Consider the following 15429-nt stretch of genomic DNA (forward strand, 5'->3'; position numbering starts at 1 on the left):
ATAACGATCGATCCGCTCAGTGGCTCTCAAGCCAGCGCTGAATCACCGGGCCGATGGTTTTCAACGCCTCCGGGCTGAACATACCATTATGGGTGCTCGGCACAGGGTGGACGATGATATTGCCATCAACATGGTTTGCCCAGAGCAGAGGATCGAAATCCTCGTCATCCGCATTGCGCTGCGTCGCTTTGAAGAAGAGCATATCACCGCGATAGCACGCCGGCGTCGAGGCGGCCAGCAGCAGCGGCGCGTCGCGAAGCTCGGCAAAGATGCGCTCGAAAATCACCGGCTCCATGTCCGCGAGAGGGTGTTCCATCGCCTGCAACTCACGCCGTAACCCCTCAACGGAGAGCAACGCCTGGTCATCCGGAACGGCACCCACCAGCGCTTCGAACAGCACCTTCAGCCCCTCTTCGTCGCTCATTATCGTCTCGAGATAATGCTCCCCGAGCGGATAGCCATCCACCAGCACCAGCGTGCTGACCTCATGCCCCTCTTTCTGTAACAGCGTGGCGACCTCATGGGCCAGATGGCAGCCAAAAGACCAGCCGAGGAGAGCATAAGGGCCTTCTGGCTGGACTTTGTAGATCTCCGCCAGATAGGTTTTCGCCAGTACCTCTACCGAGGCCGCTGGTTCGCCGGTGCTGATCCTGCTTGCTTGCAGACCGTAGATCGGCTGACGATCGCCGAGGTAGCCAATAAGCCCGGAGTAGGACCAGCTCAGGCCGCCGCCGGGAGGCAGACAGAACAGCGCGGCTTTATCGCCCAGCGGTTGCAGCGGCAGCATCATATCCAGCATGTTGCTGTGACGGTTGCTCTCCAGCCGCTGCGCCAGCATCGCGACCGTCGGCGATTCAAACAGATCGCGGATGGTCAGCTTCACTTGCAGTTCGCGGTCAATCTGCGTAATCAGGCGCGCCGCCAGCAGGGAGTGGCCACCCATGGCAAAGAAGCTGCTGTCGATGCTGACGTTCTCAACCTTGAGCAGCGTACTGAATTTCTCCGCCAGCCAGATCTCCCGCTTGCTTTGCGGTTGCCGCCCGGCCTCGGTGCTGAAATCCGGCTTCGGCAGCGACTTAATCGCCAGTTTACCGTTGGCATTGAGCGGCAGCGCCTCCAGCAGCACTACCGCCGCAGGCACCATAAAGTCCGGCAGACGTTCACGGGCAAACTGTTGCAGAGCCTCAGGTAGCGTCTCTTGCGGATCGCTCGCCACCACATAGGCGACCAGCTGTTTATGGCCCGCCGCATCTTCAAGCGGAATAACGGCCACCTGCTGCACGGCCTCATGCTGTTTCAGCACGATCTCGATTTCGCCTGGCTCAATCCTGAAGCCGCGAATTTTCACCTGCTGATCGCCGCGGCTGACAAAGCTGATTGCGCCATCGCGGCGGCGTTTGACCCTGTCCCCGGTGCGGTACATACGGCTTCCCGCCGGGCCATAAGGATCGGCGACAAAGTGCGCCGCGCTGAGGCCCGGATGGTTCACATAGCCGCGCGCCAGCCCGCGCCCGGCGATGTAAAGCTCGCCTGCAACGCCCTCCGGCTGCGGTTGTAAGTGCTCATCCAGCACATATAAACGGGTGTTATCCAACGCATAGCCGATCGGCACATCTACATAGGGCGCATCTGCCTGCGTAATCGGGTAATCCGTGGCGTAAGTCGTCGTCTCTGTCGGGCCGTAGATGTTCATCAGCTCGAGATCCGGCAAGTGCTCGCGCACTGACTGTACCGCGCTTGCGGAGATCTTCTCGCCGCCGGTATAGACCTTGCTGACCCCCGCCAGGCACTGCCACGCCTCTTCGGCAATCAGGCGGAACAGCCCGGAGGTTAAAAACAGCGCCGTCACGTTGCGATCGGTAATCGTTGAGGTGATCACCGGCAGATCCAGCGCTTCTCCCGGCACAATCACCGCCTGGTGGCCGTTAAGCAGCGCCGCCCAGATCTCATAGGTTGAGGCATCAAAGGCATACGGAGAGTGCAGCAGGATGCGCTGATGATGCTCCCCCTGCCAGCGGCGATCGCGCGCCAGCGCAACGACGTTATCCTGGGTAACGGCAATCCCTTTCGGTTGACCGGTGGAGCCGGAGGTAAACATCACATAAGCGATATGGTCAGGATTAAGCGGCGTCGAGATGGTCGGCGCTTCTTCCTGCGTATGCGCATTGTTGACCGTCAGCACCGCAATCCCTTCCGGCAGCGGCGTCGCGCTATGCTGCTCATCCACAACCGCGATGCGCACATCCAGCGTATGGGTAATATGCTGCCAGCGCTCAAATGGATCGCTGGTGCGCAGCGGCACATAGAAGCCGCCCGCTTTCACCACCGCGAGCACGCCAATCACCAGTGAGAGGGAGCGCTCAAACAGTAACGCCACGCCCTGTTCCGCTTTCACCCCATGCTGTTGCAGGCTATGGGCTAAGGCATTGGCGCGCGCATCCAGCTCCTGATAGGTAAGCTGCTCGTCGCCACAGCTGATGGCGATGTGGTGCGGCGTTTTCGCCACCTGGCAGGCAAACTCCTGCGCTAACGTTGCCGGCGGCAGATCCACAAAGGTGTCATTGCCGACATGAATAAGCGCGTCGCGCTGTTCGTTACTCAGTAACGGCAGGTTTTTCACTGGCCGATCCGGCGCGTCGACCGCCGCCTGCAATAGCTGCACAAAGTAACCGGCCAGCGCGGTGACGGTTGAGCGATCAAACAGCTCCACAGGGAAGTCAATTTGCGCATCAAGCGCGCAGACTTCGCCATTTTCGCCGCTAATTTCATCAAAGTTGAATAACAGATCAAACTTGGTTGTCACCAGACCGACCGGCTGGTGGGCGGCCTGCACATCCACCAGTTGCGGCGGTGTATTGGCGTTGTTTTGCAGCACCATCATCACCTGGAAGAGGGGATGTCTGGCAGAGGAGCGCCCCGGATTCAACGCTTTGACTACCCAGTCGAACGGTACATCCTGGTTGACGTAGGCAGAGAGCATATAGTCGCGAACGCTGGCAAGCGCGGCGCGGAAGCTGGGGTTTGCCGCCAGATCGACGCGCAGCACCAGCGTATTGACGAAGAAGCCCACCAGATCGCCGATGGCTTCATCTGAGCGTCCCGCTGCGGCAGTACCAAGCGTAATATCGTCGCCTGCACCCATGCGGCTAAAGAGGATAGCGGCGGTCGCTTGCAGCAGCATAAAGGGCGTTACTCCTTCCTGTTGCGTCAGGGTTTTGATCCGCTGATAGAGCGCCTCGTCGATCCGGAAATGAACCCGCTCGCCCATATAGCTCGGTGAAGCCGGGTGCGGACGGTCGACGGGCAGCAGCATCTCTTCCGGCGCGTCCGCCAGCGCGCTGCGCCAGAAGTCGATCTGCTGCGCGCAGAGCGGCGTGTTCTCCTCGATTTCGCCGAGCAGGCTGCGCTGCCACAGCGCATAGTCGGCATACTGCACCGCAAGCGACGTCCACGTCGGTACCTGCTGCTGGCAGCGTGCGTTGTAAGCGCAGGAGATATCGTGGAACAGCGGTGCCAGCGAGCCGCCATCGCAGGCGATATGGTGAATGACAATCAGCAACACCTGTTCATGCATCTGCGGCAAACGGAACAGCGTACAGCGCAGCGGAATTTCCCTAGCCAGGTCAAAGGCATAGGTTGATGCCTCATCCAGCGCGCTGGCGAGCGCTTCTTCAGTCACCGACTTCACCGCCAGCGTCATTTCGACCGAATCAGCGGCGAGAATATGCTGGTAAGGCTGCTCCTGATGGAGCGGATAGAGGGTGCGTAACACTTCATGACGCGCCACCACATCACGCAGCGCCTGGCCCAGCGCCTCTTCGTTCAGCGGCCCGCTGAAGCGCACGGCGAGCGGCATGTTATAGGCCGCGTGGTTATCGTCTAGGTTCTTCAACAGCCACATGCGCTGCTGGGCAAAGGAGAGCGGCAAATACTCGCCGCGCGGTTGCGGGGTCAGCGCCACTTTCGGGGCGATCTCCGCCTGCGCCAGCTGGCTGGCGAGCTGTGCCACGGTGGGGTAATCAAACAGCGTGCGGATAGGCACATTTTTGCCCAGCTCGCTGCTGATGCGGCTTATCAGGCGCATCGCTAACAGCGAATGACCGCCGAGCATAAAGAAGTTGTCATCAATGCCCGGCGCTTCCAGCTGCAACACCTCGGCGAAGAGGCCCGCTAACATCTCCTCCTGCGCATTACGCGGCTGACGCCGGGTTGCGCTCTGCATCATGCTGGGTTTCGGCAAGGCGCGTTTATCCAGCTTGCCATTGATGGTCAGTGGGAATTTCTCCATCTGCACAATGGCGGCAGGTACCATATATTCCGGCAGTTTATCCGCCGCATGATGGCGCAGCGCCGCCATGTCGACAGGGCTATTTCCGTCACTGATGATATAGGCCACCAGCTGCGGGTTGCCGGGGTTATCGTTTTGCAGGATCACTTCGGCCTGGGTCACCTGCGGATAGCTCGCCAGCGCGGCGGCAATCTCGCCCAGCTCGATGCGGAACCCGCGCAGTTTCACCTGCTGATCGGCGCGGCCTAAATAGTTCAGCTCGCCTTTGCGGGTGCGGATCGCCACATCGCCGGAGCGGTACATGCGCGTGCCTGGCTCGCCATACGGGTCGGCAACAAAGCGTTCGCTGCTTAGCGCCACGCGGTTCAGGTAGCCGCGTGCCAGGCCTGCGCCACTGATATACATCTCGCCCTCCACGCCCACCGGAACAGGTTGCAGCGCATCGTCTAACAGATGGATATGCAGATCGGGGATCGCCACACCAATCAGGCTACCGGAGGCGTTGCGCGCCCCCTCCGCCGTCAGCGGCTGATAGCTCACATGAACGGTGGTTTCGGTGATGCCGTACATGTTGATCAGCTCTGGTGCTGCGTCGTCATGGCGTTGATACCAGCGCTCAAGCTGGCTCAGATCGAGCGCTTCACCGCCAAACACCACTTTGCGCAGTGTTAATGGACAGCTTGCTGGCGCAACCGCGTTTTCCGCTTCAATCAGCTGATAGAAGGCGGATGGCGTCTGGTTGAGGATGGTGACCCGTTTGTCGCTCAGCAGTTGTAAAAAGGCCTGCGGATCGCGGCTAACGATAAATGGCACTACCACCAGTTCGCCACCGTAGAGCAGCGGGCCCCAGATCTCCCAGACGGAGAAGTCGAAGGAGCAGGAGTGGAACAGCGTCCAGATGTCGGTGCGGGCAAAGTTAAACCAGCCCTCCGTGGCGGCAAAGAGGCGCAGCACATTGCTGTGGTGGATCATCACCCCTTTCGGTTTACCGGTGGAGCCGGAGGTGTAGATGATGTACGCCAGGCTCTCCGGCGTGACGGGGCGCAGGCGCTCGTCGTCACTGAGATCGTCGGCGCTCAGCCCGGCAAGCTGCTGCTGGCACTGCGACGTATCGAGCAGCAGTTCGGGCAGCGTGGTGCTCAGCGTACCGGCATACTCCGCGAGGGTGATAATCAGCGCCGGTCTGGCGTCATCAACAATGTAGGCCAGACGATCCGCCGGGTTATGCACATCCAGCGGCAGGTAGGCGGCGCCCGCTTTGACGATGGCGAGCAGCGCCACCAGCGTCTCCATGGTGCGCGGCAGCGCCAGCGCGACGCTATCTTCCGTGCCGATACCGCGGCTTACCAGATAGCGTGCCAGCTGGTTGGCGCGCTGGTTCAGCTCGCCGTAGCTCAGCGTCTCATCGCCGAGGCTCAGCGCCGTCGCCTGCGGTGTTTCACGCACCCGCTGTTCGAAAACCTCGTGCAGCGTGGCGTTAGCCCACTGGTTAAAAGAGGTGCAGGCCGGTACAGCGGCCTGGCACTCCTCCGCCAGCAGCAGCGGAACGCTGCCAACGCGCCGTTGCGGCTCTGCCATCACGGCTTTCAGTACCAGCACGAAACGCGCGGCCAGCGCTTCGGCGGTGGCATCGTCAAACAGATCGGTGGCGTATTCGAGAATGCCGTTAAGCGCTGTCGGCGTCTCTTCGATATTAAAGGTCAGATCGAACTTCGCCACCGGCAGCAGCGGTGTGGCAGCCCGGGTTTGCAGGTTGTCAAAGCGCGCTTCGCTGTAGGCCATATTTTGCAGCACCAGCATCACCTGGAAGAGAGGGTGACGCGCCAGTGAACGCTCAGGGTTTAGTGCCTCGACCAGGTTATCAAAGGGGAGGTCCTGGTGCTCGTAGGCTTGCAGCGCATAGTCGCGAACCCTCTCCAGCAGGGCGCTGAAGGTGAGGTTGTCGTCAATGGTGGCGCGCATTACCAGCGTGTTGATAAAGAAGCCAACCAGCGGTTCGAGCGCCTCATCGCTGCGCCCGGCAATGGCGGTTCCAACAGGAATGTCGTCGCCTGCGCCCATGCGGTGCAGCAGCACGGCCAGCGCTGCCTGCAACACCATAAACAGGCTGGCGTTGTGCGCTTTTGCCACCTCCAGCAGGCGCGCGTGCAGCCCTTCATCGATGGTAAAGCGACACTGCTTGCCTCGGTAGCTTGCGCGCGCCGGGCGTGGACGGTCGAGTGGCAGCTTCAGCTCGTCGGGAAGATCGGCGAGCGTGTTGCGCCACCAGGCGAGCTGGCGGCCCGCCAGAGTGTCGTCGTCGTTGATCTCGCCCAGCCAGTCGTTCTGCCACAACGCATAATCGCCGTAATTCACCGCAAGCGGCGCAAAGGCCGGAGCCTGGCCCTGCGCGCGGGCGTTATAGGCCGCAGCCAGATCCTGGAGTAGCGGAGAGAGCGAACTGCCATCGCTGGCGATATGGTGCATTAAAAACAGCAGCAGATGGCGCTCTTCATTGACGGTAAAGAGCCACGCGCGGCAGGGATCTTCCCCGGCTAAATCGAAGGTATATTGCGCGGCGCTCAGCATCCGGCTTTGCAGTTCGTCAGACGCAACGTGTTCGGTTATCAGAGTGCAGGCTGCCTCCTCATCCCCGGTAACGTGCTGATAAACGCTGCCGTCGGGCTGCTGCAAAAAGCGCGTGCGCAGCGTTTCATGGCGCAGCTTCACATCGTTCAATGCCGCAGCCAGCGCCGCGATGTTTACCGCGCCCGTAAGCTCCAGCGTCAGCGGCATATTGTAGGTGGCGGTTTGCCCTTCGATACGATCGATCATCCACAGCCGACGCTGCGCGGCGGAAAGCGGCAGATGGGCCGGTTTTTCACGCGCCCGGAGGAGCAAACGCGCAGGCGCTGCGCTGCGTAAACGCTCGGCAAACTGCGCCACCGTCGGCGCTTCAAAGAGATCGCGGATCGCAGGATCGACACGCATTTCGCGGCGCACCTTGCTGATCAGACGCGAAGCCAGCAGCGAGTGGCCGCCGAGGGCAAAGAAGTTGTCGTCAATGCCGATGTCGTCCAGGCCGAGCACCTCGGCGAAGAGTGCGCAGAGCGTGCTCTCGCGCTCATTGCGCGCGCTGCGACGCTGCGCGGCGGTGAAGAGCGGCGCGGGCAGGGCGCGCATATCCACTTTGCCGTTGGCGTTTAGCGGGAAGGTCTCCAGCGGGATAATCATTGCTGGCACCATAAAGTCCGGCAACTGCGCGCTCAGCGCCGTGCGCAGTTGTTCCGCATCGAAGTCCACCGCTTTGCGCGGGATAACATAAGCGACAATCTGCTTATTGCCTGCGTTTGGCTCGACGATGCAGGCCAGCGCCTGCGCCACGGCAGGCTGCTGTTGCAGCGCGGTTTCCACTTCCGCCAGCTCAATACGGAAGCCGCGAATTTTCACCTGCTGATCGCCGCGGCTGAGGTATTCGATCACGCCATCTTCACGCCAGCGCGCCCAGTCCCCGGAGCGGTACATGCGCTCGCCGGGCTGCGCAAACGGATTAGCGACAAAGTGCGTTGCCGTGAGCACCGGCTGGTTCTGATACCCGCGGGCCAGGCCGAGACCGGCAATATACAACTCGCCGGGAACGCCGACCGGCACCGGATTGAGATAACCATCCAGCACGTAGGTCTGCATGTTATCGATGGGCGCGCCGATGGGCACCGTCATCTCCGTCGGGATGCCCGGCATCAGGTGCGTGGTGGCAAAAGTCGTGGTTTCCGTCGGGCCGTAGCCATTCATCATCTTCAGTTCAGGGCACTGCGTCATGACCTTTCTGATCGCCGCCACCGGCAGCACATCACCCCCGGCAATCAGCAGGCGCACCGCTTTCAGCGCGCTGGCATGCTCCTCGGCCATCAGGCGGAACAGACCGGCGGTGAGCCACAGCGCGGTCACGTTTTCCGCCATGACGATCTGCGCCAGCGCATCGATATCCAGCTCACCGGCCGGAGCGACAATCAGCTGACCGCCGCACAGCAGAGGCACCCACAATTCATAAGTGGAGGCATCAAAGGCTGACGGGGAGTGCAGCAAGACGCGCTGATGATCCTCCGGCGACCAGCGGCGATCAAGGGCAAGGGCCGCCACGCTCTGCTGGTTGACGGCAATTCCCTTCGGTTTCCCGGTCGAGCCGGAGGTGTACATGATGTAAGCGAGGCTTTGCGCCGCACCCGCCAATGCAGGGTTGGTCTCTGTTCCCGCCTGCTGCGCGTCGTCCGCCGGGTGAATGATATGCGCGGCATCCGGAAGTGGCAGCCCCGCGTCGGCGATAAGCAGCGTGGCACCTGCGTCATCCAGCATCATCTGCTGGCGCTCAAGGGGATCGCGCGGGCGCAGCGGCAGGTAAGCGCCGCCCGCTTTGATCACCGCAAGCGTGGCAATGACTTCATCAATGGAGTGCTGCATCAGCAGCCCGGCGCAGAAGGTGTTCCCGCCGTTCAGCGCAATCAGCCGGTGCGCCAGACGGTTCGCCGCCTGGTTTAGCTGGCTGTAGGTCACCGTTTTGCTGCCTTGCTTAACGGCAATGGCATCCGGCGTGCGCAGCACCTGCTGTTCAAACAGCGCGGCTAAACGCACTTCAGGCAGCGTGACACGGGTGTTATTCCAGCCGCTAAGCAGCGTTTCGCGCTGGGCAGAGGTTAATAGCGGCAGCTCACCAACGCGGGTAGTCGGCGCGCTCACCAGTGTCTCAATCACGTGGACTAAGCGTTCAGCAACGCCCTCGATGGTGCGCGCGTTATAGAGATCGGTAGCGTATTCGATATGCCCGCTTACGCGCCCGTGCTGCTCATCAATGTTGAAATTAAACAGCAGATCAAATTTCGCGCTGCTGCTGGGCAGCTCCAGCTGTTCAAGCTGTAACCCTTCGAAGCTGACAGCCTGCGGCCACGGCGTATCGACTGCCAGCATCACCTGGAACAGCGGATGTTTTGCCAGCGAGCGGTCTGGTGCCAGGGCTTCGACAAGGCGTTCGAAAGGAATATCCTGGTGCTCATTGGCTTCCAGCACTGCGCTGCGCGCCAGCTCAATAAGCGTGCGTAATTCCGGGTTGCCGGACGCCCGGGTGCGCAGCACCGCGGTATTCGCAAAGTAACCAATCATCGGCAGCTGTGCGATATCGGTACGGCCATAGATCGGCGTACCGATCGCAATGTCGTCGCCCGCGCCCATGCGGTGCAGCAATGCCACCAGGCCTGCGTGCAGCAGCATAAACAGGCTGGCCCCCGTTTGCGCGCTCAACGCCGCAAGCCTGGTAAACACCCCATCCGGCAGCGTAAAGGCGACGCGATCGCCCGCAGAGGTGGCGCGCGCCGGACGCGGGCGATCGCCTGCCAGCGTAATCTCCTCCGCCAGCCCCTGCAGTTGATTGCACCAGTAGGCCATTTGCCGGGTGAAGAGGGCGTTCTCATCCTGCTCTTCACTGAGCAGCGCGCGTTGCCAGAGGGCGTAATCTGCATACTGCACGGCAAGCGGTGCAAGATCGGGAGCGTGACCCGCCAGGCGTGCCTGCCAGCAGAGGCTCAGATCCTGCAACAGCGGGAAGAGGGAGCCGCCATCGCCTGCGGTGTGGTGGATCACCAGCAGCAGAACATGCTGCTCGGGTGCGAGCTGATAGAGCCAGCCTTTGATCGGCAGTTCGCGATCGAGGGCGAAAACATGCGCGCTATGCTGCATCAGTTGTGCGGTCAGATCGTCTGGCGCAATGGTTTGTTGTTGCAGGGTAAATGCCGCCTCTTCCGGCGTCATCACCTGTTGGCAAGGGGTATCGTCCTGCTGGGTTAAGCGCGTACGCAGGCTTTCATGGCGGGCGATAACATCCGCCAGCGCCTGGGTCAGCATTGCGGCATCCAGTTTGCCGTTAAGCCTGATGGCGAGCGGCATATTGTAAGCGCTGCCCGGCGCGATCTGCTCCTGTAGCCACAGGCGCTGCTGGGCAAACGACATTGGCAGAATGGCGGGGCGCGGTTGTGCCACCAGCGCAGGGCGCACGGTAGCGCCGCGTCCGGCCTCAATCAGCACGCTCAGCTCCGCCACGGTGGGCGCATCGAAGATCGCCTTCAGCGAGATCTCACTCTTGAACTCTTCGCGGATGCGGCTCAGTAGTTTTAGCGCCAGCAGTGAATGGCCGCCAAGGCTGAAGAAGTTGTCATCGATTCCCGGTAACGCGCTGTCCAGGCACTCGGCAAAGAGCTGACACAGTTTTTCCTGCTGCGGTGTGGAAGGGAGCACGCGGGCGGGCGCGGTGAAGGCTGGTACGGGCAGCGCGCGGCGGTCAATTTTGCCATTCGCCGTGAGGGGGAACTGCTCCAGCACCATCATTACTGACGGCACCATATAATCCGGCAGTTGTTTGCCTAAGTCGGCGCGCAGCGTTTCCGGCGAACAGTGCGCGCCGTCGTGCGGCACCACGTAGGCCACCAGCCGTTTTTGCCCGGAGGCTTTTTCATCATGCGCGAGCACCAGCGCCTGCTTGATCGCCTTTGATCGAAGCAGCGCATTTTCGATATCGCCAAGCTCAATGCGGTAGCCGCGGATCTTCACCTGGTTGTCCGCGCGCCCGAGGAAGCCGATCTGCATATCGTGCTCCCAGAAGGCGATATCCCCGGTGCGGTACATGCGCGAACCCTCAGGGCCAAACGGGTTAGCGACAAAGCGCTCGCTGGTGAGATCGGCGCGTTTCAGGTAGCCAAACGCCAGGCCGTCCCCGGCGATGTAGAGCTCGCCTGGCTGGCCCACCGGCACTGGTTGCAGCGCGCTGTCGAGGATATAAACCTGGGTGTTGTTGATCGGCAGACCGATGATCGAAGGAGCCACGCGATCGGCGGTCAGCTCGCGGAGGGTTGACCAGATCGTCGTTTCCGTTGGCCCGTAAACCTGAATCACTCTCGATGCCAGCGCCACCATCTGTTCGGCCAGATTGGCCGCCAGCGCGTCGCCGCCCACCAGCGCGGTGAGACCTGCCAGCGCCTGCGGTTGATAGCTGACCAGGCCCTGCCACAACGCTGGCGTACCCTGCAAATGGGTGATGTTCCAGCGATTAATCTCGTTTGCCAGCAGGTGCGGGTCACGCGCCGCTTCGCGAGAAGCAATCACCACCGCTGCACCGTTGAGCAGCGGCAGGAAAAGCTCCAGCGCGGCAATATCAAACCCGACCGTGGTGACGGCCATTAAACGATGCTCCGCCGAGAGCTGAACATGTTCCTGCATCGCCACCATAAAATTGGTCAAAGCGTGATGGGGGATCAGCACCCCTTTCGGCGCACCGGTCGAGCCGGAGGTGAAGAGCACATACGCCGCCTGCTGCCGCTGGGCGGGCGATGCGACAGGGTCTGTTTCTGGCTGCGAAATAATACCGGCAATAATGTCGTTATCATCAATTTGATATTGCGGGAGTTGTGCAACCAGAGCCGACGTTTCGGCGGTGGTTAACAGGCAGGTCGGCGCGGCGGTGGCGAGAATATGTTTTATCCGCTCACCGGGGTGATCGGGATCTAACGGCATATAGACCGCACCGGCTTTCATAATCGCCAGCATGGCGATCACCAGGTTATCCGTGCGCGGCAGCAGCAGCCCGACAATGTCGCCCGGCCGTACCCCCTGCTGGCGCAGATAGTGGCTCATCTGGTTGACCAGACTATTGAGCTGGGCATAGCTCAGCACGCTCTCCTCGTAAAAGATGGCCGGGGCATCGGGTGTGAGGTGAACCTGTTTTTCAAAGCACTCCGCCAGCGTAAAGGAGGGCGTCGGCGCGGCGGTTTTATCATTCAGCAGGGCAATCTGCTGGTACTCACTGGCGCTCAGTAAAGCGGGAACGCCGATCGCCATCTCAGGGTTAGCAATCAGTTCACTGAATAGCGCCGTCATTCTTTCATAATGGGCAAGCAGCTCCTGTTCGCTATAGAGCGCGCTGTTGGCATCGAAGCCAAGCACCATTGTGCGTTCATTGCCGTAGCCAAAGAAGAAGATGCTTAAGTCTTCCACCGGGCCGTTGGAGAGATTAACGGATAAGGTTTTCGCCCCTGTCAGCGCCAGGTTTTCGCCGAAGAGTTCAACGTTAATTGCCGTGTTGAACAGCGGGCGCGTGACGTTAAGCTCGCGGAGCAGATCTTCATGGCGGTATTGCTGATGGCGCAACGAGGAGATCATCTCTTTCATCGCCTGCGCCATCACGTCGTTGAGGGTAAGCGCCGGTGATAAGTTTAAGCGCAGCGGCATGATATTCGACATTAAGCCAGGAATGCTGCGCTGTACTCGCCCAACGCGTGCCGCCATCGGAAAGCCAATCACTAAATCTTCATTACCGCTAATGCGGTAGAGGTAGATCGCACTCAGGGCGGTGAGCAGCTGCGGCAGCGTAAAGCCGGAGTCGCTGGCCCGCTGCATGATGGCGTCGTGGAAGGGTTTTTCCAGCGAGATGCGCTGGCGAATAAGCTGGTTGCAGGGGGCGGCGCGCCCGGCGAGGCTCACCGGTTCTGGCAGATCGCTAAAGCGCGATACCCAGTATTCCCTGTCGCGCGCAAAACGCTTTGAGTGGCGATACTCGATATCATCTGCCATCAATGTTTTAAAACTGCCTAAAGGGGAGGGGGAGACCGGCTCGCCAGCGATTAAACAGTTGTAGATCTCGATGGTGCGGCTGAGCAGCATCGCGGCACCAAAACCATCGGAAATAATGTGATGGCTGCACTGATAATAGAGATGTTTGTTTTCGGCGATCTTAATCAGGTAAAAGGTAAACAGATATTTTTCGGAGAGCGAGTATGCTCTGTTTGTCTGTGCCGTCATATATTCAATGGCGGTTGCCCACGGGTCGTCCATCATACTGAAATCACAAAAGCCTGTTTCATAATCATTAACAGGCGTCAATGATTGCCTGACAACGTTATTTACATAAAAAAAACGGCCATGTATGGCATCAGTTTCAGCAATCATTGTTTTTATAGCGTCTTTAAATAGTGATGGATCAATTGTGCCATCAATAATTAAATACTCACTAATATTATTATTTGCTTGATTCAGTGCGACTTCATTCGCTAACCACATGCCCATCTGAGCCGACGTTAAAGCGAAATATTCCATGTCTTCTGGTGCGGACATATAAAACCTCAATATTAAAGCGAAATAGGATAACGAGTGGGCAACAAGGGATTATAGATTTTGTAAACTTTTCGGCTTGATATCCTTCCAGTTTTCCTCAATGTACTGAACGCACTCCTTGCGGCTGGTGGGCCCGCACACCACTTCCCAGCCATCGGGGACAACCATAAATTCCGGCCATAAAGAGTGCTGATTCTCTGCGTTTACTAATACTAAAAAAGTAATGTTTTCATTTTCGAATGGATTGCTCATTTACTTGCCCCTGTAATAATAAAAACGAGGGTAATATTTATAGAATAAAAATCTTTAAGGCAATCTGTAATAGAAGGCTGTAAAAGGGAGAACTCCTTGTTGTGATCTATCTCACGTTTTATCGTGAATTAATAATAGCGTGAATAAATAAGAATTTTATTCCCGCGTTAAGGTTTAAATACTATAGATAAAATAAATGACATTTCCCTTTTTTGAATAATATTATTTTTTAAAATGCACTCATAGGTATTAATTAATATGAAACGTGGTGTGTGGTTAATAATCGAACGAACTTTGATGAAGAGTCCGGTCGTAGAAAAGCAAAAACCCAGCCATAGGCTGGGTTCTCTGAATAAGTGGTGCCCGGACCCGGACTAACGCCGCAGGCGTTGAACAGCGCGCTTGTCGCGCTGGCCCCGAAGGGGTGAGCCGCTTGCGGCGAATAATCGAACCAAGGACACGGGGATTTTCAATCCCTTTAAAACTGAATCGCCACGGGTTTAACAGAGACCTCAGAGTCATATAAGATGACCTAAAGAGAGGTGCCCATGAGCGGTAAGCGTTATCCTGAAGAGTTTAAAATTGAAGCTGTCAGACAGGTTGTTGATCGTGGTCATTCTGTTTCCAGTGTTGCAACACGTCTCGATATCACCACTCACAGTCTTTACGCCTGGATAAAGAAGTACGGTCCGGATTCTTCCACTCATAATGAACAGTCAGATGCTCAGGACGAGATCCGCCGTCTTCAGAAAGAGTTGAAGCGGGTTACGGACGAACGGGACATATTAAAAAAAGCCGCGGCGTACTTCGCAAAGCTGTCCGACTGAGGTACGCCTTTGTCCGCGACAACAGCCGTTGCTGGCCTGTTCGTTTGCTCTGTCGGGTTCTGGATGTCCATGTGAGTGGATTTTATTTCTGGCTTCAGCAGCCACATTCACAGCGTCACCAGACAGAGCAGATGCTGACCGGGCAGATCACACAGTTCTGGCTTGAGTCTGGCTGCGTCTATGGTTATCGCAAGATCTATCTCGATCTGCGTGATACCGGACAGCAGTGCGGAGTGAACCGGGGCTGGCGGCTGATGAAGCGTGCCGGAATAAAAGCTCAGGTTGGGTACCGTAGCCCACGGGCACGTATAGGCGAAGCCAGCATCGTAACACCCAACAGGCTCCAGCGGCAGTTCAATCCGGACTCACCGGATGAGCATTGGGTGACGGACATAACCTACATCCGAACCCACGAAGGCTGGCTGTATCTGGTTGTGGTGGTTGACCTGTTCTCCCGAAAAGTTATCGGCTGGTCAATGCAACCCGCATGACAAAAGAGATTGTCCTGAACGCATTACTTATGGCGGTGTGGAGGCGTAATCCTCAAAAGCAGGTACTGGTTAACTCTGATCAGGGAGTCAGTACAAGAGCCATGAGTGGCAGGCGTTCCTGAAATCACACGGTCTGGAAGACAGCATAAGTCGTCGCGGTAACTGCCACGACAACGCGGTTGCGGAAAGCTTTTTCCAGCTACTGAAACGTGAACGGATTAAGAAAAGGATCTACGGAACGAGAGACGAAGCTAGAAGCGATATTTTTGATTATATCGAAATGTTTTATAACAGTAAGCATCGGCATGGCTCGAGCGAGCAGATGCCACCGGCTGAATATGAAAACCTATATTATCAACGGCTCAGAAGTGTCTAGATTATCAGTGGCGATTGAGGTGTTACGATCTGCTTCTGGTCTTAGGAGAAAAGTACCGTTTCGCGA

At 58.3% G+C, this 15429-nt stretch carries 2 protein-coding genes and 1 pseudogene; 1 reads left to right on the top strand and 2 read right to left on the bottom strand.

The window, feature by feature from the left end:
- Positions 1-16 precede the first annotated feature (16 nt).
- Complete coding sequence (locus EH164_RS03315) at positions 17-13417, bottom strand: amino acid adenylation domain-containing protein (protein ID WP_124967283.1); 13401 nt, start codon at positions 13415-13417, stop codon at positions 17-19.
- Between the two features lie 51 nt (positions 13418-13468).
- A complete protein-coding gene (locus EH164_RS03320) occupies positions 13469-13669 on the bottom strand; it encodes an MbtH family protein (protein WP_124967284.1) in 201 nt (66 codons plus the stop codon).
- A gap of 548 nt (positions 13670-14217) precedes the next feature.
- On the opposite strand from EH164_RS03320, the pseudogene EH164_RS03325 reads away from it, so the two are divergent.
- Positions 14218-15363: pseudogene (locus EH164_RS03325) on the top strand (IS3 family transposase).
- Positions 15364-15429: the final 66 nt, after the last annotated feature.

This window comes from Kosakonia sp. CCTCC M2018092 (genome assembly GCF_003864115.1).
In the GTDB taxonomy this organism is placed as follows: Bacteria; Pseudomonadota; Gammaproteobacteria; order Enterobacterales; family Enterobacteriaceae; genus Kosakonia; species Kosakonia cowanii.

Coding starts and splice junctions, on each gene's coding strand:
- EH164_RS03315 (WP_124967283.1), bottom strand. CDS start 13,417: ATGTCCGCACCAGAAGACATGGAATATTTCGCTTTAACGTCGGCTCAG.
- EH164_RS03320 (WP_124967284.1), bottom strand. CDS start 13,669: ATGAGCAATCCATTCGAAAATGAAAACATTACTTTTTTAGTATTAGTA.